The 25,733-nt window shown below is 73.5% G+C and carries 27 protein-coding genes; 6 read left to right on the forward strand and 21 right to left on the reverse strand.

What is annotated here, in order from left to right; genetic code table 11:
* Window positions 1-45: 45 nt before the first annotated feature.
* From ACFUO4_RS31690 to ACFUO4_RS31705, 4 genes are all read right to left on the reverse strand, one after another.
* Complete coding sequence (locus ACFUO4_RS31690; protein ID WP_383491304.1) at window positions 46-636, reverse strand: hypothetical protein; 591 nt, start codon at window positions 634-636, stop codon at window positions 46-48.
* Between the two features lie 189 nt (window positions 637-825).
* A complete protein-coding gene (locus tag ACFUO4_RS31695; RefSeq protein WP_383491306.1) occupies window positions 826-1,221 on the reverse strand; it encodes a hypothetical protein in 396 nt (131 codons plus the stop codon).
* Window positions 1,218-1,847 carry a hypothetical protein gene (locus ACFUO4_RS31700; protein WP_383491308.1) on the reverse strand — a complete coding sequence of 210 codons (630 nt, stop codon included), beginning with the start codon at window positions 1,845-1,847 and terminating at the stop codon, window positions 1,218-1,220. The genes ACFUO4_RS31695 and ACFUO4_RS31700 overlap by 4 nt, the downstream gene beginning before the upstream one ends.
* Window positions 1,848-1,897: 50 nt before the next feature.
* Entirely contained in the window at window positions 1,898-2,806 is a 909-nt protein-coding gene (locus ACFUO4_RS31705) for a universal stress protein (RefSeq protein ID WP_383491310.1), read from the reverse strand.
* Between the two features lie 193 nt (window positions 2,807-2,999).
* Between ACFUO4_RS31705 and ACFUO4_RS31710 the strand changes: the two genes are divergently transcribed.
* Window positions 3,000-4,013 (forward strand): Acg family FMN-binding oxidoreductase, encoded by a 1,014-nt coding sequence (locus ACFUO4_RS31710; protein WP_383491312.1) that lies wholly within the window; start codon window positions 3,000-3,002, stop codon window positions 4,011-4,013.
* 27 nt (window positions 4,014-4,040) lie between these two features.
* Here ACFUO4_RS31710 and ACFUO4_RS31715 read toward each other — a convergent pair whose 3' ends face one another.
* Complete coding sequence (locus tag ACFUO4_RS31715) at window positions 4,041-5,036, reverse strand: Acg family FMN-binding oxidoreductase (protein WP_383491314.1); 996 nt, start codon at window positions 5,034-5,036, stop codon at window positions 4,041-4,043.
* Between the two features lie 79 nt (window positions 5,037-5,115).
* A complete protein-coding gene (locus ACFUO4_RS31720; protein WP_383491316.1) occupies window positions 5,116-5,856 on the reverse strand; it encodes a CBS domain-containing protein in 741 nt (246 codons plus the stop codon).
* A 463-nt stretch (window positions 5,857-6,319) separates the two neighbouring features.
* Between ACFUO4_RS31720 and ACFUO4_RS31725 the strand changes: the two genes are divergently transcribed.
* Both ACFUO4_RS31725 and ACFUO4_RS31730 read left to right on the forward strand, forming a co-directional pair.
* Complete coding sequence (locus ACFUO4_RS31725) at window positions 6,320-7,354, forward strand: Acg family FMN-binding oxidoreductase (protein WP_383491318.1); 1,035 nt, start codon at window positions 6,320-6,322, stop codon at window positions 7,352-7,354.
* Window positions 7,355-7,651: 297 nt separating this feature from the next.
* Window positions 7,652-7,921: a hypothetical protein gene (locus ACFUO4_RS31730; RefSeq protein WP_383491320.1), complete on the forward strand. Its 270-nt coding sequence runs from the start codon at window positions 7,652-7,654 to the stop codon at window positions 7,919-7,921.
* Window positions 7,922-8,022: 101 nt separating this feature from the next.
* Here ACFUO4_RS31730 and ACFUO4_RS31735 read toward each other — a convergent pair whose 3' ends face one another.
* The gene (locus ACFUO4_RS31735) at window positions 8,023-8,457 is read right to left on the reverse strand and encodes a hypothetical protein (RefSeq protein ID WP_383491322.1); all 435 of its coding nucleotides are present in this window, start codon (window positions 8,455-8,457) and stop codon (window positions 8,023-8,025) included.
* A gap of 249 nt (window positions 8,458-8,706) precedes the next feature.
* Here ACFUO4_RS31735 and ACFUO4_RS31740 point away from each other — a divergent pair, with 249 nt between their 5' ends.
* Together ACFUO4_RS31740 and ACFUO4_RS31745 are read left to right on the forward strand one after the other, a co-directional pair.
* Window positions 8,707-9,159 carry an OsmC family protein gene (locus ACFUO4_RS31740; protein WP_383491324.1) on the forward strand — a complete coding sequence of 151 codons (453 nt, stop codon included), beginning with the start codon at window positions 8,707-8,709 and terminating at the stop codon, window positions 9,157-9,159.
* A gap of 99 nt (window positions 9,160-9,258) precedes the next feature.
* The gene (locus tag ACFUO4_RS31745; RefSeq protein ID WP_383491326.1) at window positions 9,259-9,528 is read left to right on the forward strand and encodes a DUF1876 domain-containing protein; all 270 of its coding nucleotides are present in this window, start codon (window positions 9,259-9,261) and stop codon (window positions 9,526-9,528) included.
* A gap of 124 nt (window positions 9,529-9,652) precedes the next feature.
* Here the strand turns inward: ACFUO4_RS31745 and ACFUO4_RS31750 are convergent, their stop codons facing one another.
* From ACFUO4_RS31750 to ACFUO4_RS31815, 14 genes are all read right to left on the reverse strand, one after another.
* Window positions 9,653-10,654: a GerMN domain-containing protein gene (locus ACFUO4_RS31750; protein ID WP_383491328.1), complete on the reverse strand. Its 1,002-nt coding sequence runs from the start codon at window positions 10,652-10,654 to the stop codon at window positions 9,653-9,655.
* Window positions 10,655-11,766: 1,112 nt separating this feature from the next.
* A complete protein-coding gene (locus ACFUO4_RS31755; protein ID WP_383491330.1) occupies window positions 11,767-12,189 on the reverse strand; it encodes an Hsp20/alpha crystallin family protein in 423 nt (140 codons plus the stop codon).
* A 121-nt stretch (window positions 12,190-12,310) separates the two neighbouring features.
* Complete coding sequence (locus ACFUO4_RS31760; protein WP_383491332.1) at window positions 12,311-13,723, reverse strand: NAD(P)(+) transhydrogenase (Re/Si-specific) subunit beta; 1,413 nt, start codon at window positions 13,721-13,723, stop codon at window positions 12,311-12,313.
* A gap of 6 nt (window positions 13,724-13,729) precedes the next feature.
* Window positions 13,730-14,041, reverse strand: a complete 312-nt coding sequence (locus tag ACFUO4_RS31765; RefSeq protein ID WP_383491334.1) for an NAD(P) transhydrogenase subunit alpha — start codon at window positions 14,039-14,041, stop codon at window positions 13,730-13,732.
* On the reverse strand, window positions 14,038-15,153 hold the full coding sequence (locus tag ACFUO4_RS31770) for an NAD(P) transhydrogenase subunit alpha (RefSeq protein ID WP_383491336.1): 1,116 nt from the start codon (window positions 15,151-15,153) through the stop codon (window positions 14,038-14,040). The genes ACFUO4_RS31765 and ACFUO4_RS31770 overlap by 4 nt, the downstream gene beginning before the upstream one ends.
* Before the next feature lie 60 nt (window positions 15,154-15,213).
* Entirely contained in the window at window positions 15,214-16,227 is a 1,014-nt protein-coding gene (locus ACFUO4_RS31775; protein WP_383491338.1) for a zinc-dependent alcohol dehydrogenase, read from the reverse strand.
* A gap of 10 nt (window positions 16,228-16,237) precedes the next feature.
* On the reverse strand, window positions 16,238-16,381 hold the full coding sequence (locus ACFUO4_RS31780; RefSeq protein ID WP_383491339.1) for a hypothetical protein: 144 nt from the start codon (window positions 16,379-16,381) through the stop codon (window positions 16,238-16,240).
* Window positions 16,382-16,420: 39 nt separating this feature from the next.
* Window positions 16,421-17,941, reverse strand: a complete 1,521-nt coding sequence (locus ACFUO4_RS31785) for an aldehyde dehydrogenase family protein (protein ID WP_383491341.1) — start codon at window positions 17,939-17,941, stop codon at window positions 16,421-16,423.
* Between the two features lie 51 nt (window positions 17,942-17,992).
* Entirely contained in the window at window positions 17,993-19,315 is a 1,323-nt protein-coding gene (locus ACFUO4_RS31790) for a transcriptional regulator (protein ID WP_383491343.1), read from the reverse strand.
* A 106-nt stretch (window positions 19,316-19,421) separates the two neighbouring features.
* A complete protein-coding gene (locus tag ACFUO4_RS31795; protein ID WP_383491345.1) occupies window positions 19,422-20,492 on the reverse strand; it encodes a zinc-dependent alcohol dehydrogenase family protein in 1,071 nt (356 codons plus the stop codon).
* A 110-nt stretch (window positions 20,493-20,602) separates the two neighbouring features.
* On the reverse strand, window positions 20,603-21,016 hold the full coding sequence (locus ACFUO4_RS31800) for an Hsp20/alpha crystallin family protein (RefSeq protein ID WP_383491347.1): 414 nt from the start codon (window positions 21,014-21,016) through the stop codon (window positions 20,603-20,605).
* A gap of 12 nt (window positions 21,017-21,028) precedes the next feature.
* Window positions 21,029-21,529, reverse strand: a complete 501-nt coding sequence (locus tag ACFUO4_RS31805) for a flavodoxin domain-containing protein (protein WP_383491349.1) — start codon at window positions 21,527-21,529, stop codon at window positions 21,029-21,031.
* 37 nt (window positions 21,530-21,566) lie between these two features.
* Window positions 21,567-22,298, reverse strand: a complete 732-nt coding sequence (locus tag ACFUO4_RS31810; RefSeq protein WP_383491351.1) for a CBS domain-containing protein — start codon at window positions 22,296-22,298, stop codon at window positions 21,567-21,569.
* Between the two features lie 12 nt (window positions 22,299-22,310).
* Entirely contained in the window at window positions 22,311-25,010 is a 2,700-nt protein-coding gene (locus ACFUO4_RS31815; protein WP_383491353.1) for a GNAT family N-acetyltransferase, read from the reverse strand.
* A 185-nt stretch (window positions 25,011-25,195) separates the two neighbouring features.
* On the opposite strand from ACFUO4_RS31815, the gene ACFUO4_RS31820 reads away from it, so the two are divergent.
* Window positions 25,196-25,732 carry a hypothetical protein gene (locus ACFUO4_RS31820; RefSeq protein WP_383491355.1) on the forward strand — a complete coding sequence of 179 codons (537 nt, stop codon included), beginning with the start codon at window positions 25,196-25,198 and terminating at the stop codon, window positions 25,730-25,732.
* Window position 25,733: the final 1 nt, after the last annotated feature.

Genomic DNA, 25,733 nt, shown 5'->3' on the forward strand with positions numbered 1-25,733 from the left:
GCGGGGAGCAGGCCGGCTGAGCGGGTGCAGGGCGATCGTTGCGGATCAGCCGGTCTTGTGACCCCATCGCGGACCTGTGCGGGCCCATTCCGTGTCCCACTGCGCCATGCGCCGCCGGTCCAGCCGCTCGTGCAGGACCCAACCGACGGGCAGGACGAGCACGCTCGCGCACACCGCGGTCGCCGCGCCCAGCACGACGCCCTGGAGCTCGGCTTCCTCGCTGCTCACGGGCGGAGTGGCGAGGTTGCCGCGCTGGTCCAGCCATATCCGGGCCGTGCTGCCGGCCTTGATGCCGGGCTCGACGCGGGCCAGTCCCGTGCGGGGCGTGCCGTCGGCAGCCCTCCAGCGCACCTTGGCCCAGGCGTAGTCGCCGGACGTGGTGGAGGCGGTGGCGGTGTCGGAGGCGTCCTGGGTGAGGACGGCCGACACCGGGTGGCGCTGGGCCCGCCGGTCGTCGAGGCTCTGCTCCACCGCGCGGGCGGTCACCATGCCGGCGACGGCTCCCGCGAGGAGGGCCAGGAACCAGAGGCCGAGCAGCAGCCATGCCTCGACGACGTCGATGCGGCGCCTGAGCGGGTTGCGCCGCCACCGCCACAGCCGCACCCTGCGTGCCTTGCCGCGAACTGTCCGCGTCATCGTCCGACACCTCCTCGCGGTCATCGCGGTCCTCGTTGGCGAACCACGGCCCGAGACCGTTCCTACCGACGAATCTCCCAGGTCCGGCACCGTCAGCGGCAGGGGCCGACCGGTCGTCCGCCAGGGACCTCCGGGTGTGTTCGGCACCCGACCGGCCCACGGCCCACTGATCCATGGGTTCACCGGCGCTCAAGACACCGGTGCGGCGCGCAGCACGGCGGCCGGGGACCGGCGCGGCGAGGCCGACAGATGGACGGGGTAGCCCAGGCGCAGGATCATCTGCGCCGACCTGTCTCCGATCAGACGTGCTTGCAACTCCGCGCGCAGGTACGGCAGTTCGAGCGGCTGGGTGTGGAAGGCCGCCATGACGCCGTGGGCCGCCGCGTACAGCAGGACCCGCTGGAGCGCCTGGCCCGCCCGCAGCCAGTCCGGCCGGGTGTCGTGCGGGGTGCTGAGCACGGCGACGGTGCCCGTGCGGGCCGTCCACCGCCGGTGCCCACCGTCGCACCCCAGGACCAGGCCCGTGTAGTCGCGCCCGGCGAGGAGCGAACCGTCCGCCGGGAGTCGGCACGCGTCCCGGGTCACCCGCTCCCACCAGGGCCGCCGGGCGTGACCCGACCAGCCGCTGATCTCGGCGGCGTGTCCGGGATCGGCACGGTGGACGGACTCCGCGGCCCGCACCCACTGCGCCAGCATCCGCAGCTTCTCCGGGTTGTCGACGGTATGGAGCAGGGCGCCCTCCGCGCGGGCCTGTCACGCAGCTCCTCGATGAGGGACCACGGCAGGGGTGCGGGTCCGAACAGCCCGCGCTGGGTGTGCCGCCGCGTCAGCGCGCGCTCCGTCTCCCGGACCCGATCGGTCACCTTCGCGTGCGCGCCCCAGCCCACACGGGCCAGGAAGGCCGGGTCCGCGGGGACCGGGAGCAGCGTCACGACAGGACGGAAGCCCAGGTTCCGCACGGCGACCCGCACGTTGAACAGCGCGGCCCCGCAGCTGATCACCATCTCCCGGCCGGCGGGGTCGGTCAGGGGCAGCCGGCGCCCGCCGTCGGCGTGCACCTCGAAGCCGTGGTCCCGGCCCTCGTCGACGAAGAACCAGGGCTGGGTGTTGTGCACCGAGGGCGCACAGCCGGCGGCGCGGGCGAGATGGAAGGCCGCGCGGCCACGCGGCACGGGATCGAGGGATGCGGGGACTGCGTAGGACACGGACATGGTGGGCCACCTTTCCTGTTCCGTCACCGCCGCCGCGCGCCGGGCGGGGTTCAGACGTGGGGGACGACGGCGACGGGACCGCGGGCGCGGTGCAGCACGGTGCGGGTGACCGGTCCGATGTGCGGCCGGTCGGGGTGTCCGTCCCCGGTGCTCCGTCCCACGACGGTCAGAGCGGCTCCGCCCGAGGCGCGCACCAGTGCGTCGGCGGCCGTCGCGAAGGCGACGGTCTTGACCACGGGGACCGTCGGGAACTTCTCGCGCCACGGGCGCAGCCTCGCGGCGAGGGCCGCTTCGGGCGGTCGCGCGGTCGCGCCGCCGGCCGGTGCCGCCGACGGCACCGGCGCGTGGATCACGCGCAGGACGGTCGCGCGGAGCCGGGCGGACGAGAAGGCGAACGCGATCAAGTCGTCGCAGGGGCGGGAGATGTCGAGGCCGAGGACCACGTCCCGGTACGGGATCTCGGGTATCTCCTCCGGCGAGACGCCGTCCGGGGCCGGCAGGTGTTCGCCGGCGCAGCCCTCGCCCGCGCGGACGAGCACTACGGGAGCCGCGGAGCGGGCCACGACCTGCTCGCCGACCGCGCCGCCCGCCGCCTCGACCAGGCCGTCCGCTGCCTCGACCAGGCCTCCCGCCGCCTCGCCCAGGCCGCGTGAGCCGAGTACCAGCAGTTCCGCCTCCTCGGCCGCGGTGAGCAGCGCGGTGACCGGGGGGCCGGTCGCGATCCGGCAGGTGATGCGCAGGCCGGGGTGCGCGGCCCGTACACCGGCGACCACGCGCTCCACATCCCACTCCCCTTCCGTTGCGTGTGCGCCGGTGCCGCGAGGCACGGCGGCAGGCCGCTGCGGTGCGTGCACGAGCCTCAGCCCGGTGCCACGGCGCAGGGCCTCCCTGGCCGCCCAGTGAGCGGCGGCGAGACTCTCGGGCGTTGCGTCCACTCCCGCGGTCACGTGCCGAAGCATGATGCGCACCTCCTGCGTCGGGGGCCGTCCTCAAGGAGATCGTGCGCGCGCCGCCGGAGAGCTGACCCGAGGCTGTCCGGTGCCTCCTTGGGGCCGTACGGCCCCTCTCCCGGTACAGCCGGGTCCCACAACACTGGTCGGCGTCCGACAGCGCGTCCCGGGGGCTGCGCCCCGCGGGCGGGGAGGAGTTCCGATGTCGACCGCTGTGCTCGCACCGCCGACGCTGGAGACGCTGATCTCGGCCGCCGCGGCCGCGCCCTCTGTCCACAACACCCAGCCCTGGCGGTTCCGGCTCGATCCGGAGACCGCGACGCTGGAGGTCCGGGCCGTGGCGGAGCGCGGCCTGCGCCACATCGATCCCGCGGGCCGTGCCCTGCACCTGTCCGTGGGCTGCGCGGTTCTCAACCTCCGGGTGGCGGTGGCCCACTTCGGACGCGAACCGGTGACCCGGCTGCTGCCCCGGCCCGAGGAGCCGGATCTGCTGGCGACCGTACGGCTCGGCGGTCGGGTCAGGAGCGGGCCGGCGCACCGGCTGTACGAGGCGCTGTGGCAGCGGCACAGCAGCCGGTTCCCGTTCTCCGGCCTCCGCCTGCCCGCCGCGGTGCTGGCCGAGCTCGGCGAGGCCGCCCACACCGAGGGCGCCCTGCTGAGCCGACCGGATCCGGGCGAGACCGAGCGGCTGCTGCGGCTCACCCGGGATGCCGAGCGGCGGAACATCCTCGACGCCGCCCGGGCAGCGGAGAGCCGCCGTTGGGTGCACGAGCCGACCGAGGCCGCCCTCGGGATACCGCCGTGGGCGCTGGGGCCGCAGGACTTCCTGGAGCGTGTCCCCATGCGGGACTTCGGCGCCCACCGGCATCCGTCCGCGCTGGCCGGCCGTCCCTTCGAGCAGCGGCCGGTGATCGCCGTACTGTCGACCGCGCACGATCGCAGGGCCGACTGGCTGCGCGCCGGGCAGGCGCTCGAACGGGTCCTGTTGGTGGCCACCGCCCACGGTGTGCGGGCGTCCCTGTTGCACCAGGCGCTGGAGTGGCCGGATCTGCGCGAGCAGTTCGCGGCCACGGGGGACGGCCGCCGCGCCCACGCCCAGATGGTGGTCCGGCTCGGCTACGGGCCGGAAGGCCCGGCGTCACCACGGCGTTCGGCGCGGCAGACGGTGGACGTGGCGGCGGACGACGGCACACTGTCCGTACCGCTGCCGCGGTGAGCCCCCCCCCGGGGGCCCGGCCGGTTCTCAGGTGATGTCCAGGACGTCCCGCACGGGACGGCGGGGTGTGGCCGGGCCCCGCGGCCCGTAGCCGAGGCGCAGCACCATCTGGACGTGCCCCCGGCCGGTCACCGGATCGCGGGCGAGCGTGCGCAGGTCGTCGCTCTCCAGCGGGTGGGAGGTCAGCGAACCGGCCAGCCCGGCCGACGTGGCCTCCAGCAGGACGCGTTCGAGGGCCTGCCCCGCGCGCAGCCAGTCCGCCGGCGTGTCCCCGGGCGTGGACAGCAGTGCCAGGTGCGGGCTGTCCTCGAAGGACACGGTGCCGCGGTCGGCCACCGGACGGCGCCCGGCGAAGTCGCGCAACGGTGCGCGGCCGTCCCGCCGACGCGGCCCGAAGGCGTACTCGGGCACACCGTCGTTGGCGATGTCGGCCTCCGGGCCCAGCCGCGTCCACCGCTGCAGATCCTCCCGGCCGGACGGGTCGAGGGCGTCGCGGCTCTCGGCGTCACGGACGAGGTCCAGGACGGTCTCGACATGCCAGGCACCCGGGAACAGCAGCTCGGCGCCCTCTTGGGCGGCCGCCCCGCGCAGTGTGTCCCGCAGGTCCTCGGGCAGGTCCTTCTCGTCAAAGGGGTAACGGCTCGTGTGCCGGTCCCGGATCGCGGGATGCAGCCGCGCCAGGTCGTCCGTTCCCGGCCCGGCGCCGGTGGTGTCGGCCAGGTGGACGGCGGCCAGCGCGCACGGGTCGCCCGCGTCCGGCAGCAACCGGACCCGCGGGGACAGGCCCGCGTGCGCGGCGGCCACGCGCAGGTTGAACAGCGCCGCGCCGCAGCCGATGTGCAGTGCCCTGTTGTCGGGGTCGGTGTGGCGCATGGCCCGGCTCAGGTCGGCGCGCAGCAGCAGAAGGCGCTCGCCGGTGACGAAGCGGAACCTCCAGGGCTGGGCGTTGTGCATCGACGGTGCCGCCGTCGCGTCGGCGACCAGCGAGGTCACCGTGTTCAGGTCCAGGTCCCGCTCCGTCATCGTGGCCTCCTCGGCCCGGGCGCGTGCGCCGCGCCGGCCTGCGTGTTCCGTGTGCCGGGCGGCGCTCGCACCGGCGTGCTCATACGGTCGCGACGAGATGGTCCACCACCTCCACCACGTCCGCGATCCGCGCGACCTCCTCGTTCAGTCGCGGGATCAGCTCCGCGGCCAGCGAGCCGGTCAGGGTCACCGTGCCGTTCTCGACGTGGACGTGGACGTCGGCTGCGGCGTCGAACTCGCCCTCGACCACGCGGGCGACGACCTCGGCCCGGATCGCCGCGTCGTCGCGGACCAGTGCCTGCAACAGCTCACTGCGGCTGACGACGCCCACCAGCCGGTCCTGGTAGTCGGTGACGAACACCTGCCTGATCCGAGAGCGGGCGGCCGCGCGAGCCGCCTCCACGACCAGGGTTCCGGGGTGGGCGGTGAGCGCCGGAGTGGACATCAACGTGGCCGCCGTCTCGCCGCCGTCCACGCGCGACCGAGGGCGCAGCAGGCCGGCGAGGGCCCCGGGACGTTCGGCTGCGGCGAGGGACGCCGCCTTCGCAAGCAGGTCGGACTCGGCAACCACGCCGATCACATGCCGTTCGGCGTCGATGACGGGCGCGGCTCCGGTCTGCCGGCGGGCCAGCATCCGGGCGACGTCCAGGAACGGGGTGTCGGCGCGGATACCGGTGACGGGCCGCTTCATGATGTCGCGCACCCGCAGCTGCGTCACGGGCGCCGGGCCGTGTACTGCACGGCCCGCGGCCGGGGTCCGCTCCGGACCGGCGGCAGGTGTCACGTCATACATGGCGGCCCGCGCCGAGTGGGAGGCCATGGCCTGGAAGTATCGCACCATCAGATCGGGGCGGTGTCCCTCACCCGGCCTCGGGGCACCGACGGGCACCGCTCGCCGTGCTTGGGTCGGAGCGACCTTGCGTTCCCGTGTCTCTCGGCCGTCCATGTCAGCCTCCCAGGGCCTGTGAGGGCGGATCCTCCACCTCCACGGTCGCGCCGACCGGCCCGTACCGGGCAGGGGCCGTACGGCCCCTGCCCGAGGGCAAGCAGCCCCTGTAGGGAGGTCAGGAGATCACTGGCGTGAAAAGCGAGCGGAACGGGCATCGCCGACCGGCCGGGAGGCCTGTCATGACCGGCCGCCCCGCTCCGCGCAACCACCCGCTCGGCGCTGCTTTCCGTCCCGACGGCCCTACCGCCCGGTCCCGGCAGGTCCTGTCATGGAAGGAGACAGGCGGCGGCGTGAGCGCCCCGCGGGCCCCGGACACAGACGGGGGAGACCGACCATGGCTGCCCTTCCCGTACCCACGGACCACGCGGCCCGCTACCTCGCCCGGGCGGCCGTCACCGCGCCTTCGCCCTGCAACACCCAGCCCTGGCACTTCGGGTACGGGAGCGAGGGGCTGTGCCTGTTCGCCGATCCCGCCCGCTGTCTTCCGCTCGCCGATCCCGGGGGCCGCGAGATGCTCATCAGCTGTGGCGCCGCCCTGCTGAACATCCGTCTGGCCATGCGCCATCTCGGCTTCCTGCCCCGGATCGAGGCCTTTCCGGACTCCGCCGACCCGTGGCACCTGGCCACCGTCGGATGGGGACCGTACGCCGCGCCCACGGCCGACGAGGAGACGATGTTCTCCGCCCTGCACCGGCGTCACACCCATCGTGGCGCGTTCCAGCCCGACCCGTTGTCCGCCCTTCTCGTCGGCGGGCTGCGGTGGCACGCCCGCCAGGAGGGCACCGAGCTGCGCACGGTGGGCGACCCCGAGGCGTTGCGGAGCCTCGCCGCCCTGACCCGCGCGTCCGAGGCGACACGGCGCGGGCACCCGGCGCTCGCCGCGGAACTGGCCAACTGGACTCCCCCGCACGGCAGTGGCCGCCACGACGGTGTCCCCGCCCACGCCTACCCCCGCGACCCCGACACCACCGCCTTCGCCGGGCGCGATTACGCCGGACGCGCGCGGATGGGCTACGCCGCCAGGGCCTCCTCGCGTCTGACGCTCCCGACGCTGGGGCTGGTCGTCCTGCTCTGCACCCGGCACGACCGGCCTCCCGACTGGCTGCGCACGGGCCAGGCCCTTCAGCGCGTCCTGCTGCTGGCCGCGGCCCACCGCGTCACCGCGGCCTTCCACACCCAGCCGCTCGAACTGCCCGACCTGCGGCACCGGGTGGGCCGGTCCGTGCTGACGGCAGGCCATCCGCAGATGCTCCTGCGGCTCGGCTACGGCGACCGCGCCCGCCGCACTCCGAGGCGCCCCGTCGGGGACGTCCTGAGCCATGAGCCGCCGGGACCCCGGTACCCCGCGGTTCCGGCACCGAGCCGCTGATCGCCTCTCGAGCAAATGCCCCACGGGGTATTCGACGGCTCTCGGCGCACGCCCTTGACCTCAGCGGCACGCTGCCCAAGGTCCACGGCGAGGAGCCGCCGCTGGTGCGCCACGGCGCGGAACGCGAGGAGGGCTTCATCGAGGGCTCGCCGCACATCCCGCCGGCCTGCTGCGCCACGCGCCCCGGAAACAGCGGAGAAGGGAACAATCCGGCCCCGGCGGGCGCTGTCCCTGATACCCGGCCCGGTATGCGTGCCCCGCCGGGGCCCACCGAGCGGACGGAGGAGCGTGAGCATCATGGCGACGGCAGGACACGACCGCCCCCCGGTCGGCGAGAGCGATTCCCTCGTGACCGCCTGCGGGCGCAGGATCGCCGTGCGCGGCCTGCGGCTGCCGCTCGCCGGACGCTCCATCCAGCGGATCGCCCTGGACGTGGGCCAGGACCAGGGCGGCGAACCGGGCGTGTGGGCGGCGCTCACCGCGGACGAGGCGCGCGGCCTGGCCCGCCTCCTCATGGCCCAGGCCGCGCTGGCCGAGCGCAGCGTCGAGCCCGGCGCTCAGGTGTAGCTGATCTGGCCGCCGGCCGGGTGCTCGTAGGACTCGCCGACAGCATCATGGCGACGCCTGAACCCGCCCGGCCCACCACCGTTCGTGGCGGCCGGGCGGGTTCAGGCGGGGCTGTGCGACGTGCCCTGCTCGGGCATCTCCGCCCTGATGCCGGGCAGTTCATGGCCGGGCGGCAGGGCGTGCCAGTACAGCCACTCGAAGGCCGGCTTGCCGAGATGGCTGGCGTACGACTCCTTCAGCAGCGGCAGGCCGACGGCGCCCGGGAAGTGGCCGGGCAGCGGTTCGGTGTCGTAGTCGAAGTCGATGAGCAGGGCCTGGTCGAGGGCCACCGAGCCGGCCTTGGAGGCGGGCAGTCCGGCCGCGTCGCCGATCGCGAAGACCTCGGGGCGGTCGGGGTGTTGGAGGGTGCGCGGGTCGACGGGGACGAAGCCGCGTTCGTCGCCGAGGCCCGGGGAGCGGTCCACGTAGGCCGCGCCGCCGTGGAGCGGCACGACGACGCCCAGGTCGAAGGGGATCTCACGGTCGTCGTACGACACCCAGCCGCCCGCCCGGGCCGTCCACTTCTCCTAGGGTGAACTCGGTGACCAGTTCGACGCCCTTGTCAGCCAGAAGGCCGCCCAGCATGCCTTCACTGTCGTACCGGCGACCGGGCCGGGCACGGGCCGCAGGTCCCCGGTGCGGGTGCCCACCCGGGTATACCTTCGCCCGGTCGGCCCCTCTCCCGGCCGTCCGGGCGCGCTGCACTGGAAGTGCCGACACAGCGCACCAGGCGGAAGGGTTCGGTCATGACCGGTACGGCGCAACAGACTCTCTCCACGGCCCGGCCGGCGGAGACGGAGGTGCACAGCCTGGACGTCGCGCACGTCCACGGGGACGCGTACACGGTGGAGGTCCGCGGTCACCGGCTCCTGGTCGACCAGCCCACCGAAGACGGCGGCACGGACACCGCGCCCACGCCGACCGAGCTCTTCGCCGCCTCCCTGGCCACCTGCGTGGCCTTCTACGCGGGCCGGTACCTGAAGCGGCACGGCCTCCGGCACACGGGTCTTCGGGTGCACACGGAGTTCACCATGGCCACCGACCGGCCGGCCCGCGTCGGTTCCGTCCGGGTCGTCATCTCGCTGCCGCCCGCCCTGTCCGAGCAGCGCCGGGCCGCCCTGCTCGCCGTCGCCTCCCGCTGCACCGTCCACAACACGCTGCACGAGCCGCCCGAGGTCAGCATGGAGCTGGAGCCCTGACCGATACCCCGCGGTGAGGGCCGTTCGGCTCCTGGACCGGCTGCCGGAGCGGGCGCAGGCTGGAGATGGAGGACGAGAAGCGGGACGGAAGTGATCTCGATGGAAGCGAAGCAGTGGACGGTTCACATCTACATCAGCGAGGAAGGCGACGAGACGCATGCGCGGGCCGTCCTGGCCACGCGGGACACGTCTGAGCTCACCGGCCGAGGGCTGGCCCGCCGCAACCCGATCGACCGGCCCATCCCGGAGATCGGCGACGAGCTCGCCGTGAGCCGCGCCCTGGAGGACCTCGCCATCCGTCTGCACGACGTCGCCGCCGACGACATCGTGGACATGGCCGGGCCGGTCCAGGCGTGGATCCAGGCGTGACGCCGGGCGGGCCGGACCACGCGAACGCACGGACGCGGAGAGGCGGGGCACGGAATCCCGACCGTGCCCCGCCTCTTGCCGTCGTCGTCCACCCGTCGGCATCCGCTCGTCGTGGCTCCTCCCGTCACCGCTGGACCGTCAGCGGCACCGTGTCCTCGACCACCGCGTGACCGTCCTCCGGCGAGTTCCAGTACGCGGTGAGCAGGCCCGCCCCGGACCGGGTCGCCCGGTAGGGGATCGTGACGTCGAACGTGCCGCGGGTACCGGTGCCCGAGGTGGCCGTGACGTAGACGTCCGCCGCGGTGCGTCCGGCCGCGTCGGTGATCTTCAGCTTGAAGGTCGCCTCGAACGTGTTGGCGCTGCCCCAGACCCTGAGCGGGCCCCGGACGGTGTCGCCGATCAGGGGGGACTCGACGAGGATCTGCGGGGCGAGGTCCTCGAAGTCGGCGCGGCCCACAGGGTGGTTGAGGACGATGCCCTCGCCACCGAAGGACGTCACCGGCTTGCCGTCCAGTTCGAACCGCACCTTCTGGATGGACGGGAACCGGGTCGCGGTGAAGACGACCTGCGCGAGCCGGGCCTGCATCGACAGGCTTCCGCCGCCGTCGTCGTAGCGCTCTGACAGGTCGATCGTCGCCACGTTCCGGCGGACCACGATCGAGCGCAAGGTCGTTCCCGAGGGAATGGCCGTGGTGCGGCCGTTGCGGGCTTCGTACCGGTTGGGGCCGGCCAGCAGGGCGCGCAGGGCCCCGGCCGCGGTGGTCGGCGCGGTCACCGTGCGCGGTGCGGGTGAGACCTGCTCGCCGTGCAGGAAGTACACCGAGGTGCGGATCTGGCGCTGCCCCCGCCCGGGGGTCGTCGGCGTCGACGGCACGGTCGGGGTGTCGGGTGTGCCCGGTGTGGTGGTGTCACCGCCGTTGCCCGTCCCTCCCGTGGTGCCGCCGGTGCTCGGTGCACTCGGGGTGCTCGGGGTGATCGGCCGGTCGGGGCCGGGGGACGTGCCCGCGCTGCCGTCGTCCTGTCCACATGCGGTGGCCAGGGACGACGCCAGTACGACGGCTGTGGCGAGGACGAGGGTGCGGCGCAGTCGGTACGGCCTGGGCATGGTCGTGTTCTCGGCACTCATGGCAGCCTCCTACGACACTTCCAGCCAACTCCGTCCGTCGAGAAGCCCCAAGTGCCGTACGGGTCCGGTCGGATGGGCCGTCCGGCACCGGTTCCAGGGCCGCCCGGCCGCACTTGACGCCACGTCGGAGGACGCTGGTGGACGACGCCGTCCGGTCCGGCTGTTCAGCGTCGGCATGCCGGGCGCGCTGCGCGGACCGTGGCGGCGGCCGGCACCGAAGGAGATCCCGGTGATTCTCCGGGCGCTGCCCGCGGAACTGTCCTACCGGAGCCACGAGTTTGTTCTCCGATGTCATCACACGAACCCAACTCCCGCTTTCTGGAGAGGTGTTGTTCCGACTCCTGGGCGGCGGGTTCGGCCGTGCGCGAGGTGCTGCGGCCGTGCGCAGCACCTCGGCGGACTCGACCCTTCGGCGCAGGTCCGCCATGAAGCGGGCGGCGTTCCGAAGCCGCCTGACGCCGAAGCGTTCGAGCAGCCTGCCCGTGCCGGTCGTCGGGTCGGCCTTCGCCTCGCGCAGTTCGGACGTCAGGTCGTGGACGTCCCGCACGTCGGCGTCCCTCAGGACGTGCGGGAGCGCGAAGAGCCCCTGCCCGGTCTCCACCTCCACCAGTGCGGTCACGTCGACATGGCGGTGGCGGACGAGCCGGCCGCGCCAGTCCCGGTAGGCGTGCGCCTCCGGATGGGCGGCCGCGGTCCGGGCGACGGACGCCACGACGCACGCGGTGAACGACACCGGCAGGTCCCCCGCGGCGATCTGCCCGCGCGCGGTGGTGACGTCGAGCTCGACGAGGCTGTGCATCGCAGCGCGGCGCTGGCCGGCCCGTGCTGCGGCGACGACCAGCCGCCGACTCGCCGGGAAGCGCCCGGCGTCGATGCCACGCGCCCGTCCGGAGGGCGCCGCGCCCGTGCCGCAAGGGACGAGCTCCGGTGTCCGGTGGGTACCGGTCCCGGTTGCGGTCGCGGTCGCGGTCGCGGTCGCGGTCGCGGTCAAGCGCATCGCGAACCTCACTCCTGCGGTCGCCGTTCGGCATCCGCCGGCCGATCGGGAAAGACATGTGCGCAGCCGGCCAACCGCGCCGGCTGCGCACAAGGTGCGGCTCGGGGGGACGCGCTCAGCCGTGCCGCACCGGGATGGTCCGGGTGCCTGCCTTCGCCTCGGGCACCGGGACCGTGATGGTCAGGACGCCGTCCTTGTACTCCGCGGTCGCCTCGTCGCCCTTGGCGCCGGCCGGGAGCCGGACGGAACGGGTGAAGGTGCCGTAACGGAACTCCGTGCGGTGCTTCTCCTCGGTCTTCTCACTGCGCTCGGCCCGCAGTGTCAGGACGCCTTCGGTGACGGTGATCTCGACGTCCTTGGCGGGGTCGATCCCCGGCAACTCCGCCCGCAGCAGGTACGTCTCGCCCTCGATGTGCTCCTCGATGCGGATGCCGTGCGAGCCGGCGGCGGTGTGCGCCCCGGGCAACCCGCCCTCGACCCAGCCGAACAGGTCGGGCAGCGTGGGCCAGAGGGGCAGCCGCTCGATCATGCCGCTCATGTCTGCCTCCTTCTTCCTTCTTCGTTCTTGCCTTCCCGTCACTTCCAGCGTCGCGCGCCGGCCCATGCTCCGCGTGGGCCGACCAGTCCCGTCAGGGAGCCGCTCGGCCCTGGCGTTCCGCTCAGGTGACGAACTCGGCGACCGCCGCCTTCAGCGCGGCCAGTCCCTGCTTCGCGTCGGTGAAGAACATGCCGGTCTTCGGGTCGGTGTAGAGCTCGTTGTCGACGCCCGCGTAGCCGTGGCCCATGGAGCGTTTGATGACGACGACGCTCTTGGCCTTGTCCACGTCGAGGATCGGCATCCCGGAGATCGCGTTGCCGGGGCGGCGGGCGATCGGGTTGGTCACGTCGTTGGCGCCGATGACGAGGGCGACGTCCGCCTGCGGGAACTCCGGGTTGATCTCGTCCATCTCCTTGAGCTGGGTGTACGGCACGTTCGCCTCGGCCAGCAGCACGTTCATGTGGCCCGGCATCCGGCCGGCCACCGGGTGGACGGCGTAGCTGACGTCGATGCCGTGGTCGGTCAACAACTTGGCCAGATCGCCCAGTTCGTGCTGGGCCTGGGCGGCGGCGAGACCGTAGCCGGGGACCAGGACGACCTTGCTCGCGTAGGCCAGTTGGATCGCCACGTCGTCGGCGGAGACCGACCGCACCTGGGCCGGTGCGCCGGAGCCGGCCCCCGCGGGTGTGCTGTCGCCGGTGCCGAAGCCGCCGACGACGATGCCGGCGACGGACCGGTTCATGGCGTCGGCCATCAGCTTGGTGAGGATGCCGCCGGAGGAGCTGACGAGCATGCCGGCGATGATGAGCGCGGTCTCGTCGAGGACGAAGCCCGCCATCGCGACCGCCGAACCGGTGAAGGCGTTCAGCAGGGCGATGACGACGGGCATGTCGGCGCCGCCGATCGGCAGCACCATCGTCACGCCGAACAGCAGCGCCGCCGCGGTGAGCCCGTACAGCGCGGTGCGGGACTCCGGGGCCAGCACCAGCCAGGCCGTGCCGGCGACGAACGAGGCGGGCAGCAGCACGTTCAGCAGCCGCGCCCCCGGGAACACCACCGGCGCGCCGGAGACGACGCCCTGGAGCTTGCCCGCGGCGATCAGCGAGCCGGAGAACGTGACCGCGCCGATGACGATGTCGAGTGCCGCGGGGAGCGCGACCCGGGCTCCGATCGCGGCCGGGGTGTCGGTCTGGAGCAGGTCGTCGACCGCGATCAGCGCGGCGGCCCCGCCGCCGACGGCGTTGAAGAGGCTGACCAGTTGGGGCATGGCGGTCATCCGCACCTCACGCGCGGCCCACAGGCCGAGCGCCGCGCCGAGGAGCCCTCCACTGGCCAGCACCAGCCAGCCGGTGCGGCTGATGGCGCCCTCGTCGGCCACCAGCCACACGGTGGCGGCGACGACGACGGTCATGGCCGCGCCGGACAGGGTGTTGCCGCGGCGGGCGGTGCGCGGATGGTTCATCAGGTGCAGGCCGAGCACGAAGCAGGCGGCCGCGGCCAGGAAGACGTAGTGCACGGTGTCGGAGACGTTCATGGCGGATCACACCTCCGTACGGTCGTCGGTGCGGGGCTTGGCCTTGAACATCCGCAGCATCCGGTCCGTGACGACATATCCGCCGACGACGTTCATGGCGCCGAACACCATCGCCACGAAGGCCAGGGTGTAGCCGGCCCAGGTGTGCGCCTCGGCCGCGATCAGCATGGCGCCGACGACGACGATGCCGTGCACAGCGTTGGAGCCGGACATCAGCGGGGTGTGCAGGGTCGCGGGGACCTTGCTGATGACTTCGATGCCGACCAGCACGCTCAGCACGAACACGGTGATCGCGGTGAGCAGGTCGAGGTCGTTCATGACGCTCCGCCTCCCATCAGGGCTCCCGTGATCTCGTCGGCCGGGTCGAGGACCAGCTCGCCGTCGCGCAGCAGGTGGCGCAGGAGCGCGACGAGGTTGCGGGCGTACGCGGTGGACGCGGCGGTGGCCATCGCGGACGGCAGCCGGCCGGCCCCGATCACGGTGACCCCGTTGTCGAGGACGTCGGTCTTGTCGGGCTCGGAGCCCTCGACGTTCCCGCCGAGTTCGCCCGCCGCCAGGTCGACGACGACCGAGCCCGGCTTCATCCGCTCCAGGGCCGCCGCGCTCACCAGCAGCGGGGGCCGGCGGCCGGGGACCTGGGCGGTGGTGATCACGACGTCGGAGCGCGCGATGTGCGCGTCCGTCGCCTCGCGCTGGTCCCGCTGCTCCTGGTCCGTCAACTCCCGTGCGTAACCTCCCGGTCCGGCGCCCGGCCCTGTGTGCGGAGGGCTCTTGACATCGAGGAACCGGGCGCCCAGCGATTCCACCTCCCCTCGTGACTCGGGGCGTACGTCGTACGCCGTGACGACGGCGCCGAGGCGGCGGGCGGTGGCGATCGCCTGGAGCCCGGCCACTCCGGCGCCGAGGACCAGCACCTGGGCGGGGCGCATGGTGCCCGCCGCGGTGGTCAGCATCGGGAAGAACCGGTCGTAGGACTCGGCGGCCAGCAGCGCCGCCCTGTACCCGGCGACACTGGCCTGCGAGGTCAGCGCGTCCATGGACTGGGCGCGACTGAGGGTGCGGGGCAGCAGGTCCAGGCTCAGCGTGCGGACGCCGCGGCGGTGGAGGTCCGCCACCAGGTCGGGGTGGCGCAGCGGCTCCAGCAGCCCGGCCAAGGTCTGCCCGGCGCGCAGGGATGCGGCGGTCGCCGCGTCCGGCGGCCCCACGCACAGCACGACGTCGGCCCGTGCGTACAGGTCGTCGGCCGGCACGGCCTCGGCGCCGGTGGCGGTGTAGTCGGCGTCGGTGAACCAGGCGCCCGATCCCGCCCCGGTCTCGACGAGGACGTCGAGGCCGGCCCGGCGCAGCAGGGTGACGGTCTCGGGGACGAGGGCGACGCGGCGTTCGCCGGGCGCCCTTTCCCGTACGGCTCCCACGGTGACGGTGGCCATGATCCGCTGCCTCTCCCCGGGGGCCCGGGGTCGCCGGGCCCACGGAACTGGTCAGAACTGTCAGAACTGGAAGACGAGCCGTGCCTCGGCCCGGCCGCCCAGCACCTCGTCGAAGGAGTCGTTGACCTGGTCCAGGCGCCGCGGTTCGGCGATGACCTGGGTGCGTCCGGCGGCGTGCAGGGCGAAGACCTCGGCGAGGTCCTGGCGGGTGCCGACGATGGAGCCGATGACGGAGATCCCGCCGAGCACGGTCTCGAAGATGGGTACGTCGATGGAGGCGCCGTCGGCGGGCAGGGCGACCATGACGAGGCGTCCGCCGCGGTTGAGGGACTTGTAGGCCTGCTCGAACGCCTTGGGTGCGGCGGCGAGCACGACGGCGACGTCGGCGCCGCCCGCCTTCCTGATCTCCTCGACCGGGTCGTGGGTGCGCGCGTTGACGGTCTGGTCGGCGCCGAGCCGGTGGGCGAGGCCGAGCTTGTCGGGTTCGAGGTCGACGGCGGTGACGAAGCCGCCGACGAGTCGTGCGTACTGCAGGGCGAGGTGGCCGAGGCCGCCGACGCCGAACACGGCGACGCGTTCGGCCGGTACCACGCGGGCGACCTTGATCGCCTTGTACGTGGTGACGCCCGCGCAGGTCAGCGGAGCCGCGTCGAGGGAGCTCACCCCGTCGGGGACCGGCACGGCCGCGCCGGCGTTCGCGACGGCGTACTCGGCGTAGCAACCGTCCACGGAGTAGCCGGAGTTGACCTGGGACTCGCACAGCGTCTCCCAGCCGGAGACGCAGTAGCGGCAGGTGCCGCAGGACGAGCCGAGCCACGGGACGGCGACCCGCTTGCCGAGGAGCGACCTCGGCACGCCCGCGCCGAGGACCGTGACGGGGCCGACGCCCTCGTGGCCGGGGACGAAGGGCGGCTGCGGCTTGACGGGCCAGTCGCCGTGCGCGGCGTGGATGTCGGTGTGGCAGAGCCCGGAGGCCTCCATGCGGACGAGCACCTGACCGGGGCCGGGCTCGGGTATCGGCCGGTCCTGGATGTCCAGCGGCTTGCCGAAGTCGGTGACGACTGCTGCCTTCATGTTCCACTCCTCAACTGGTGTGGCGCCGTGGCGCCTTGACGCGTGTGACGAAACGCAGCCCGTTCATGGGGAAGGTGCAGTCGGCCACCACGCCGACGAGCATGTCGCCCTCCCCCGTGGCGGTGACGCGCCCGACGGTGCCGTTCTCCGGCATGTCGCTGCACCTCCTGCCGTTGCCCTGTCCCCTGGTCGCCTAGAACAGCCCGAGCGACTTGTCGCCGTAGCTGACCAGGAGGTTCTTGGTCTGGCTGTAGTGGTCCAGCATCATCTTGTGGGTCTCGCGGCCGATGCCGGAGACCTTGTAGCCACCGAACGCGGCGCCGGCCGGGTACAGGTGGTAGCAGTTCGTCCAGACGCGGCCCGCCTTGATGGCGCGGCCCATCCGGTAGGCGCGGGCGCTGTCGCGACTCCACACGCCGGCGCCGAGGCCGTAGAGCGTGTCGTTGGCGATGGCGAGGGCCTCGGCCTCGTCCTTGAAGGTGGTGACGGCGAGGACGGGTCCGAAGATCTCCTCCTGGAAGACCCGCATCCTGTTGTGGCCCTTGAGGACCGTCGGCTCGTAGAAGTACCCCTCCGCGAACTCCCCTTCGAGGGTGGGCCGGTGGCCTCCGGTGAGCAGTTCGGCGCCTTCCTTGACGCCGATGTCGACGTAGGAGGCGATCTTCTCGATCTGCTGCTTCGACACCTGGGGGCCGATCATGGTGGCGGTGTCGAGCGGGTCGCCCTGCTCGATGGCGCGGATGCGCTCCAGGCAGCGGCCCATGAACTCCTCGTAGATGTCCTCCTGGACGAGCGCGCGGGAGGGGCAGGTGCACACCTCGCCCTTGTTGAAGGCGTAGAGCACGAGTCCCTCGACGGCCTTGTTCAGGAAGTCGTCGTCGGCCGCGGCCACGTCGTCGAAGAAGATGTTCGGCGACTTGCCGCCCAGTTCCAGCGTGACCGGGATGATGTTCTGGGACGCGTACTGCATGATCAGCCGGCCGGTCGTGGTCTCGCCGGTGAAGGCGACCTTCGCGATGCGCTTGTTGGTGGCCAGCGCCTTGCCGATCTCGGCGCCGGGCCCGTTGACGACGTTGAGGACACCGGGCGGGACGATGTCGCCGATGACCTCCATCAGCTTCAGGATCGACCACGGGGTCGGCGACGCGGGCTTGATCACCGTGGCGTTGCCCGCGGCGAGCGCGGGGGCCAGCTTCCACGCGGCCATCAGCAGCGGGAAGTTGAACGGGATGATCTGGCCGACCACGCCGAGCGGCTCGCGGAAGTGGTAGGCGATGGTCTCCTTGTCGATCTCGGTGATCTCGCTCTCCTCGGCGCGGACCGCGGCGGCGAAGTAGCGGAAGTGGTCGGCGGCGAGCGGGATGTCGGCGGCCAGGGTCTCGCGGACCGGCTTGCCGTTCTCCCAGCTCTCGGCGACGGCGAGTTCCTCGCGGTGGGCGTCGATGGCGTCGGCCACCCGGTTCAGCACCGCGGCGCGCTGGGCCGTGGTGGCCTCGCCCCACGTCTCCTTGGCCGCGTGCGCGGCGTCCAGGGCGAGTTCGATGTCCTCGGGCCCGGACTTGGGGACCTCGCAGATCGGCTTGGCGGTGGCGGGGCACAGGTTGGTGGAGTACTGCCCGGTGGTGGGTGCCTCCCACTTGCCGCCGATGAAGTTCTCGTACCGGGGTGCGACGTCGACGACGCTGCCCGGCCTGCCCGGAGGTTCGTACTTCATGACCGTCCCCTTTCCGATCACGTCACGACGATCGTGGTGATGCTCCGCACGCTAGGCGCCGGAACGCTGCAACCACGCTGCATGCCGGCCCGCCTGCGGAGGGACGGCCAGAGCGGCGTCCAGCGCATGCGCGCGAGCGGCCGCCGCGGCGCGTTGCGGTGAGCCGCCGGGCAGGTTCCGGGTGAGGTGCCGCCAGGCGGAGACGTCGTCGGCGCCCCAGTCCGCGGCCACCCAGCGGCGCAGCAGGCGCGCGTCGCCGCTGCCGAGGACGGCGCCGCGCAGCTGCTGTTCCAGCGCCCGGCGGTGCTCCACGACGACGGGCGCCTCGGAGCGCGGCAGCAGCGGGCCCGGGTAGGCGGTCAGCGCGCGGTCCACGCGTCCCTGGGCGAGGAGTTCGGCCACCTCGGCGAAGTCGGCGTGCACCGGGAGCAGGAGGGCGTAGGGGCGGGAGCCGAGCAGATCGGGGCCGAGCACCGCACGCAGCCGGGTCAGCTCGGCGCGCAGCGTCGAGGGCGGCACCTCCCGCTCCGAGAGGTCCACCGCGAGCCGGTCGCCGGTCGTGCCGCAGGCCCGGAGGGCGAGCGCCACGACGATCTCACTGTGCCGCGCGCTGAGCCGGTGGGTGCGTCCGGCGCCCTCCAGCAGGGCGTTGTCCCGGCCGAGTGCCGCCAGTCGTACGCCGCTTTCCGGGAGGCTCGGCGCGGGTGCGTCCGGCCGGAGCAGGACGGGCGGGGCGGAGAGGGTGCGGGCCAGTTCCGCCTCGGCGGCCAGGGCGGCCGCCCGCACCGCGGCGAAGGCGGGGGGCGTGGCGATCGTGCCGCCGCCGGTGAGGTCGACGACGCCCAGGACCCGGCCGGTGCCGGGATCGCGCACGGGCGCGGCCGCGCAGGACCAGGCGTGCGCGGCGGAGCTGTAGTGCTCGCCCGCCACGATCTGCACCGCCCGGCCCACCGCCAGCGCCGTGCCGGGTGCGTTGGTCCCCGCCTGCGCCTCGGACCACAGGGCCCCCTCGGCGAAGTGCATCCGCTCGGCCCGCCCGACGGCCGCCGTGTCCCCCTCGACCCACAGCAGCGTGCCGTCACGGTCGCCGACGGCGAACACGTGCCCGTCGTCCGCGGCGCCGGACCCGAGCAGATCCCGGAACAGAGGCAGGACGGCCGCCAGCGGATGCGTACGGCGGTAGGCGGCCAGGTCCCCGGCCGTCCGGCGCACGGGCGGCAAACGGCTCCCGTCGGGCCGTACCACACCCGCCGCGCACCGCCGCCACGAGTCCGCCACCAGCAACCGCACCTGAGGCGGCTCCCCGGGTGCGGTGACGTACCGCTCGTGTGCGGCGCGCAGCGCGGACGACGAAGGCCGAGCGGACGCGTCCATGGCACCTCCCACGTGCCTGCTCGATGGTCGGCCCCGTCAGCGTCACTCGCGCGCCGGGCCCTGCCGCAGAGGCCGAACGGCCCCCGCGGCAGGGCCCCTTGGGCCGTCAGGCCGCCGGCACGGCGACGACGTCGTGCCGCGGCGCGCCGAGCACCACCTTCAGGGCGCCGGTGTCTGCGGCGCCGGCGAAGACGTCGTATGCCTCCTCCATGGCGTCCAGCGGGAAGGTGTGCGTGACCAGGGACGAGGTGGGCAGTCGGCCGGCGGCGGCCATCCGCAGCAGGGTGGGGGTGGAGTGGGTGTCGACGAGACCGGTGGTGATGGTCAGGTTCTTGATCCACAGTTCTTCGAGGTGCAGGGTGGCCGGCCTGCCGTGCACGCCGACGTTGGCCACGTGCCCGCCGGGCCGCACCACGCGGGTGCACAGTTCGAAGGTCTCCGGCAAGCCGACGGCCTCGATGGCCACGTCCGCGCCGAGTCCGTCGGTGAGGTCGGCGATCAGCTGCTCGGGGGACTCGCCGGCGAAGGCCACCGCGTCGGCGCCGAACGACCGGGCGGCGTCCAGCCGGGACGCGGCCAGGTCCACGACGACGATCCGCTCGGGGGCGAACAGCCGGGCGGTGGCGACGGCCGCCAGCCCGATGGGGCCGGCACCGACGACGGCGACGGTGTCGCCGGGCCGGACCCGGCCGTTGAGCACGCCGACCTCGTAGGCCGTCGGGAAGATGTCGGCCAGCAGCACGGCGTCCGGGCTGTCCAGGGTGCTGGGCAGCGGGTGGACGGACAGGTCGGCGTACGGGACCCGGACGTACTCGGCCTGGGTGCCGTCGATCAGATGGCCGAGGATCCAGCCCCCGCCTCCCCGGCATTGGCCGTAGGCGCCCTCCCGGCAGTAACGGCAGCGGCCGCAGGAGGTGATGCAGGAGACGAGGACGCGGTCCCCCGGGCGTACCGTGCGGACGTCGCCGCCGACCTCGACGATCTCGCCGACCGCCTCGTGCCCGAGGACGGTCCCGGGGCGGACCTCGGGCACGTCGCCTTTGAGGATGTGCAGGTCCGTGCCGCAGATGGTGACGGTGTCGACGCGGACGATCGCGTCGGTGGGTTCCTTGACGCCGGGGTCCGGGACGTCCTCCCAGGAGGACTGCCCGGGGCCGTGGAAGACGAAGCCCTTCATGACGATGCCTGCCTTTCTCCCCCCACAACTCCAGCGTGGGCCTCCGCGAGGCCGTCCGCGCACCCGGTCTCCCCAGCCCGGGTGCGCGGACGTGACGGCACGGGCCCCGATCAGCCGTGCCGCACCGGGATGGTCGTGGTGCCCGACTTCGCCCTGGGCACCGGGACCGTGATCGTCAGCACGCCGTCCTTGTACGCGGCGGTCGCCTTGTCGCCCTGCGCCCCGGCGGGCAGCCGGACGCAGCGGGCGAAGGTGCCGTACCGGATCTCGGTGCGGTGGTTGTCGGTGAGCTCCGCGGCGCGCTCGGCGCGCAGCGTCAGCAGCCCGTCCTCGACGGTGATCTCGACGTCCCGTGCGGGGTCGAGGCCGGGGAGTTCGGCCCGCAGCACGTACGCCTCGTCCGTGAGGTGCTCCTCGATACGGATCGCGTGCAGTCCTGGGACGCCGTGCGTCCCGGGGTGACCGGCCTCGACCCAGCCGAACAGGTCGGGCAGGGCCGGCCGGCCGTGCAGCAGCTCGATCATTCCCGTCTCTCCTCACTTGACCTTGGTCAGCTCGTCGGCGATGCCCTGGGCCCACTCCTCGATCCGGGCGAAGTCCCGGAAGTCGCCGCCCTTCCCGTTGCGGACGAGCATCTTGGCGATGCGTCCCTTCGCGCCCTCCACCAGGCAGCCGCCGAAGGTGACATGGCCGCGGGCGTCGAGCCGGTTCATGGCACGCCGGACACCGGGCACCGGCGGGATGTCCTTCTCCGACGCCGAGGCGTCCAGCGGTCCGCTGCTGAACAGCCACAGTGGCTTCTGGGCGAGTGCGCGGTGATGGCGGCGGACGAAGCGGCGCGCGTGCCGGTGCCAGCGCCCCGCGTAGAGCCCTCCCCCCACCACCACGGCGTCGTAGTCGGCCACGCTCCTGACGGAGGCGGCCGGCCGGGCCCATGCCTGCAGGCCCGCCTTGTTCAGCACTTCGGCGACGGTCTCGGCGATCTGCGCGGTGGATCCGTTCGTCGTCCCGTAGGCGACCAGCACGCCACCCGACATGACGGTCCACCTCCTTTCGGGCCTTGGGTCGGTGAGGTCACAGCTTGCGGAGCCAGTCGTCGCCCACGCCGTGCAACGCCTGGGGGGCGGGCTCCACATGGGAGTCGTCGAGCCGGTAGGTGAGCTTGCTGACGACATCGACCACGCCGTCGATCTGGCGGGTCATCGAGACGGCGATCTCCGTCTCGCTCTTGCGCTCCATGTGTCCGGAGAGCGTGACGACGCCCTCGACCACGGTCACCTCGACACTGCGCGGCGGCAGCCACAGGGCGCGGACCAGGACCTCGTCGATGACCTCGGCGCGGATACCGGCGTCGGGCCGCAGGAAGACCTGGAGCAGGTCGCGGCGGGTGACGATGCCGACCAGGCGCTGCTCCTCGTCCAGGACGGGCAGCCGCTCGACGTGGTGTGCGGCCATGGTGCGGGCCGCCTCGACGATGGTGTCGTCGGCGAAGACCGTGACGGGTGGCGCCGTCATCAACTGGCCTGCCGTACGGGCCCTGGCCTTCACGGCCCGCGCACGGCCGCCGCGGGTCAGCGCGGCGAACCGGAAGCGCTTCTTCGGTTCGTAGGGGTCCGGGGCGTCGGCCTGCCGGATCATGAGATCGGTCTCGGAGATGACACCGACGACCTTCTCGTCCTCGTCCACCACCGGCAGTCCGCTGATGCGGTGCTCGCCCAGCAGCCGGGCCACTTCCTTGAAGGGCGCGCCGTACCGGGCGCGGACGACGTCCGTGGTCATGACGGAGCCGACCTTGTTGTGCTTCATGGTTCTCCCTCCTCAGCGGAGACGGCGCAGATACGGGTCCTGGGGCCTGCGCGGCAGCAGGCGCACGCGCGCATCGAGCACGCTGACTCCGCCCGGTGTCGCGAGAACGGGGTTGAAGTCGGCCTCGGCGAGCTGCGGCAGGTCGCTCGCCATGCGGGACAGCCGCAGCAGCAGTTGTTCGAGGCCCTCGAGGTCCACCGGCCGGGCCCCGCCGGCGCCGAAGAGGAGCGGGGCGCAGCGCGGTGCCGTGATCAGGTCGTGCACGTCGTGGTCGGTGAGCGGGGCTAGCCGGGCGGCGTGGTCGGCGAGGATCTCGGTGGCGGTGCCGCCGAGCCCGAAGAGGACGAGCGGCCCGAAGACCTGGTCCTGCACGACCCCCGCGAACAACTCGGTGCCGCGGTCGGCGAGCGGCTGGACGACGACTCCGGTCAGCAGTCCGGCGAACCGGGTCTCCAGGTCTCGGTAGGCGGCGCGCACTTGGGCGTCGCCGCGCAGGTCGAGGTGGACCGCGTGCTCGGCGCTCTTGTGCAGCAGCCCCGGCCAGTGACCCTTCATCACGACCCGGCCGTCGGCGCCGCGCAGCCGTTGGGCGGCGAGGACGGCGCTGTCCTCGGTGTCGGCCCAGGCCCAGGCCAGTTGGGGGATGTCGTAGCAGGCGAGGAGTTCGGCGCAGTCGCGCGGGCCGAGCCAGCCGCCGTCCTGATGGGCGTCGAGCCAGGCCTCCACGACGGCGTGGGCGCGTTCCGTCTCCACGCCGTCGAGGTCGGGGACCGTGCCGGCCGGGCGCGCGAGCCAGGCCGCACGGCGGGCCGCGTGGGCCAACGCCCGTGCCGCCGCCTGGGGTTCGGCGTACGACGGGACGGTGCCGCCCGCCGTGGTCGGCAACAGCTCGACGGGCAGGGCCTGTTCCAGTCGCACCGCGGCGACCGGCTTCGCCCGGTGTCCGGGGGCGCCGGTAAGAGCCCGGACCAGGTCGTCGCCGGTCGCCGCGGCGACCGCCGTGGGGACCAAGGCCACGAGGACGGCGTCGATCCCGCCGTACCGCATGATCCGGTCCACACAGTCCATGAGCTGCCCCTCCGAGACGGCGGCGGTGGCGTCGACGGGGTTGCCGACGGCGGCGCCCTCGGGGAGGACGGCGAGCAGTTCGTCGATGAGTTCGGGGGTGGGCGTCGGGAGGGTGAGCCCGGCCTCGGCGCAGGCGTCGGCCGCCAGGACGCCGGCGCCGCCCGCGTTGGTGACGATCAGGACGCGGGGTCCGGCGGGCAGCGGCTGGGAGTGCAACAGGGCGGCGGCTTCGAGGAGTTCACCGACCGAGCGGGTGGCGGTGATGCCGGCCTGGGTGAACAGGGCGCCGCGGGTCATGGTGCGGGTGGCGGCGGCCGCGGTGTGCGAGGCGGCGGCGCGCCGGCCGGCCTCGGTGCGGCCGGCGTCGACGGTGAGGACCGGCATCCGGCGGGTGACACGGCGGGCGGTGCGGGAGAAGGCCCGGGGGCTGCCGAAGGACTCCAGGTGCAGCAGGGCGAGGTCGGTGCGGCCGTCGCTCTCCCACCACTGGAGCATGTCGTTGCCGCTGACGTCGTACTTGTCGCCGAGGGAGACGAAGGAGGAGACGCCGATGCCGAGCCGGGACATCCCGTCGAGCAGGGCGATGCCGACGCCGCCGGACTGGACGGCGACGCCCGCGGTGCCGGGGCGCGGGTGGCCGGCGGCGAAGGTGGCGTCGAGGCGGAGTGCGGGGTCGGTGTTGGAGAGGCCGAGGCAGTTGGGGCCGACGAGGCGCATGCCGTGTTCACGGCATGCCGTCAGCAGGGCCTTGGCCTGGTCGGCGGCCAGCCCCGCGGTGACGACGAGGAGGGCGCGCACGCCCGCCTTGCCGCACTCCTCGGCGGTCGCGGGGACGGCGGCGGCCGGTACGGCGAGCACCGCGAGGTCCGGTGTCCTGGGCAGCGCGGTGACGGAAGGGTGGCACGGCACGCCGAGGATGGCGTGCGCGGCGGGGTTCACCGCGAAGAGCTGCCCGGTGTATCCGCCCGTGCGCAGCTGGTGCAGCACGGCCCGGCCCACCGAGCCGGGCTTGCGTCCGGCGCCGACGACGGCGACCGAGCGGGGGCGCAGCAGCGGTTCCATGCTGGCGATGTCGGCGGCCCGGCCGCGTTCCTCGACCGCGCTGAGGTAGCTGTCGCTGTCGTCGAGGGCGATGGTGCAGCGCACTTCAGGACCCTCGAAGCGGCGGGCGGTGCGCAGGCCGAGGTCGGCGAAGAGCCGCAGTACCTCGTGGTTCTCGCTGAGCGCGTCGGCGGTGAAGGCCGTGATGCCCTCGGCTCGGGCGGCGGAGACGAGATGCTCGATGAGCAGGGTGCCGACGCCGCGGTGGTGCAGTCCGTCGGCGACCGCGATGGAGATCTCGGCCGTGTGCGCCTCCTGGTCCGCGCCGGCGGCGTCGTACTCGGCCAGACCGAGGACCTGGCCCTCCCGCTCGACCAGCAGGGCCCGGTAGCCGGGGCGCGAGGCGCAGGCGCGGTCGGCGGCCATCTCGGCGGAGCGACGGCTGGCGGCGAAGAACCGCAGCCGCAGGTTCTCCGGGGACATCTCCTCGTACAGCCCCTGGAGCTGGTCGTGATCACCGCGCCGTACCGGGCGGATGCAGACCGTGCTGCCGTCCGCGAGCAGGGCGTGGACCGGGGGCCGGCTGAGTGTGTCGTCCGTCATGACGGATCTCCTCACAGATCTTCTCGTCACTTAGAGCGTCCAGCGGATCCGGCGCCGCTCCCATGGGCCGCCCGGGCGGCTCCGCTGGGCCGGTCGGCCCTCGTGGGGTGGACCGGCCCGCGGGGTGGGTAGGGGCTCCGGGGCAAGCACGGGCGGGGTGAATGACAGGGGGGACGATGCCGCTCATGGATCAGCTGCCGGCACTGCTCGGCGTGGTCGTCGGCTCGGTGGGGTCGTACGCGGCGCAGAGCCTCACCGAGCGCAGGAAGTGGAAGCGGCAGCGCGAGGAACGGTGGGACGAGAAGCGCTTCGAGATCTACGGCTCCTACGGCAACGTCCTGAAGGCGCAATTGCGCATCGCCCAGCGGATCGGGGCGGCCCTGGGGTATCCCGACGTCGCCGATCCCCTGCCGTCGGCCGAGGGGCTGCCGTTGCTCGCGGAGGCGGAGTCGCGGCGGACGGCGGAGTGGGAGTCGGTGCTGCTGATCGGGGACGCCGCCACCATCGCGGCGGCGCGGCGCTGGCACGAGATGGTGTGGACGATCGAGTTGCTGGTGCGGGAAGGGTGTGCGGCCCCGCAGGACTGGACTCTCGCCCTCAGGCGGGCGAGCACCGCGCGGGACGCCTTCTATGAGTGCGCCCGGCGTGATCTGGGCATCGCGGGTGCTCCTCCCCCGTCGGGCGAGTGGCCACGGCCGTGGCGCGCCGAACTCTCCTCCTGAG

This window comes from Streptomyces sp. NPDC057280, from assembly GCF_042668605.1.
In the GTDB taxonomy this organism is placed as follows: Bacteria; Actinomycetota; Actinomycetes; order Streptomycetales; family Streptomycetaceae; genus Streptomyces.

Bases quoted from the DNA above. Each gene is read 5' to 3' on its own strand.
- ACFUO4_RS31690 (WP_383491304.1), bottom strand. From the start codon at position 636: ATGACGCGGACAGTTCGCGGCAAGGCACGCAGGGTGCGGCTGTGGCGG.
- ACFUO4_RS31700 (WP_383491308.1), bottom strand. From the start codon at position 1,847: ATGTCCGTGTCCTACGCAGTCCCCGCATCCCTCGATCCCGTGCCGCGT.
- ACFUO4_RS31705 (WP_383491310.1), bottom strand. From the start codon at position 2,806: ATGCTTCGGCACGTGACCGCGGGAGTGGACGCAACGCCCGAGAGTCTC.
- ACFUO4_RS31710 (WP_383491312.1), top strand. From the start codon at position 3,000: ATGTCGACCGCTGTGCTCGCACCGCCGACGCTGGAGACGCTGATCTCG.
- ACFUO4_RS31715 (WP_383491314.1), bottom strand. From the start codon at position 5,036: ATGACGGAGCGGGACCTGGACCTGAACACGGTGACCTCGCTGGTCGCC.
- ACFUO4_RS31720 (WP_383491316.1), bottom strand. From the start codon at position 5,856: ATGGCCTCCCACTCGGCGCGGGCCGCCATGTATGACGTGACACCTGCC.
- ACFUO4_RS31725 (WP_383491318.1), top strand. From the start codon at position 6,320: ATGGCTGCCCTTCCCGTACCCACGGACCACGCGGCCCGCTACCTCGCC.
- ACFUO4_RS31730 (WP_383491320.1), top strand. From the start codon at position 7,652: ATGGCGACGGCAGGACACGACCGCCCCCCGGTCGGCGAGAGCGATTCC.
- ACFUO4_RS31740 (WP_383491324.1), top strand. From the start codon at position 8,707: ATGACCGGTACGGCGCAACAGACTCTCTCCACGGCCCGGCCGGCGGAG.
- ACFUO4_RS31745 (WP_383491326.1), top strand. From the start codon at position 9,259: ATGGAAGCGAAGCAGTGGACGGTTCACATCTACATCAGCGAGGAAGGC.
- ACFUO4_RS31750 (WP_383491328.1), bottom strand. From the start codon at position 10,654: ATGAGTGCCGAGAACACGACCATGCCCAGGCCGTACCGACTGCGCCGC.
- ACFUO4_RS31755 (WP_383491330.1), bottom strand. From the start codon at position 12,189: ATGAGCGGCATGATCGAGCGGCTGCCCCTCTGGCCCACGCTGCCCGAC.
- ACFUO4_RS31760 (WP_383491332.1), bottom strand. From the start codon at position 13,723: ATGAACGTCTCCGACACCGTGCACTACGTCTTCCTGGCCGCGGCCGCC.
- ACFUO4_RS31765 (WP_383491334.1), bottom strand. From the start codon at position 14,041: ATGAACGACCTCGACCTGCTCACCGCGATCACCGTGTTCGTGCTGAGC.
- ACFUO4_RS31770 (WP_383491336.1), bottom strand. From the start codon at position 15,153: ATGGCCACCGTCACCGTGGGAGCCGTACGGGAAAGGGCGCCCGGCGAA.
- ACFUO4_RS31775 (WP_383491338.1), bottom strand. From the start codon at position 16,227: ATGAAGGCAGCAGTCGTCACCGACTTCGGCAAGCCGCTGGACATCCAG.
- ACFUO4_RS31780 (WP_383491339.1), bottom strand. From the start codon at position 16,381: ATGCCGGAGAACGGCACCGTCGGGCGCGTCACCGCCACGGGGGAGGGC.
- ACFUO4_RS31785 (WP_383491341.1), bottom strand. From the start codon at position 17,941: ATGAAGTACGAACCTCCGGGCAGGCCGGGCAGCGTCGTCGACGTCGCA.
- ACFUO4_RS31790 (WP_383491343.1), bottom strand. From the start codon at position 19,315: ATGGACGCGTCCGCTCGGCCTTCGTCGTCCGCGCTGCGCGCCGCACAC.
- ACFUO4_RS31795 (WP_383491345.1), bottom strand. From the start codon at position 20,492: ATGAAGGGCTTCGTCTTCCACGGCCCCGGGCAGTCCTCCTGGGAGGAC.
- ACFUO4_RS31800 (WP_383491347.1), bottom strand. From the start codon at position 21,016: ATGATCGAGCTGCTGCACGGCCGGCCGGCCCTGCCCGACCTGTTCGGC.
- ACFUO4_RS31805 (WP_383491349.1), bottom strand. From the start codon at position 21,529: ATGTCGGGTGGCGTGCTGGTCGCCTACGGGACGACGAACGGATCCACC.
- ACFUO4_RS31810 (WP_383491351.1), bottom strand. From the start codon at position 22,298: ATGAAGCACAACAAGGTCGGCTCCGTCATGACCACGGACGTCGTCCGC.
- ACFUO4_RS31815 (WP_383491353.1), bottom strand. From the start codon at position 25,010: ATGACGGACGACACACTCAGCCGGCCCCCGGTCCACGCCCTGCTCGCG.
- ACFUO4_RS31820 (WP_383491355.1), top strand. From the start codon at position 25,196: ATGGATCAGCTGCCGGCACTGCTCGGCGTGGTCGTCGGCTCGGTGGGG.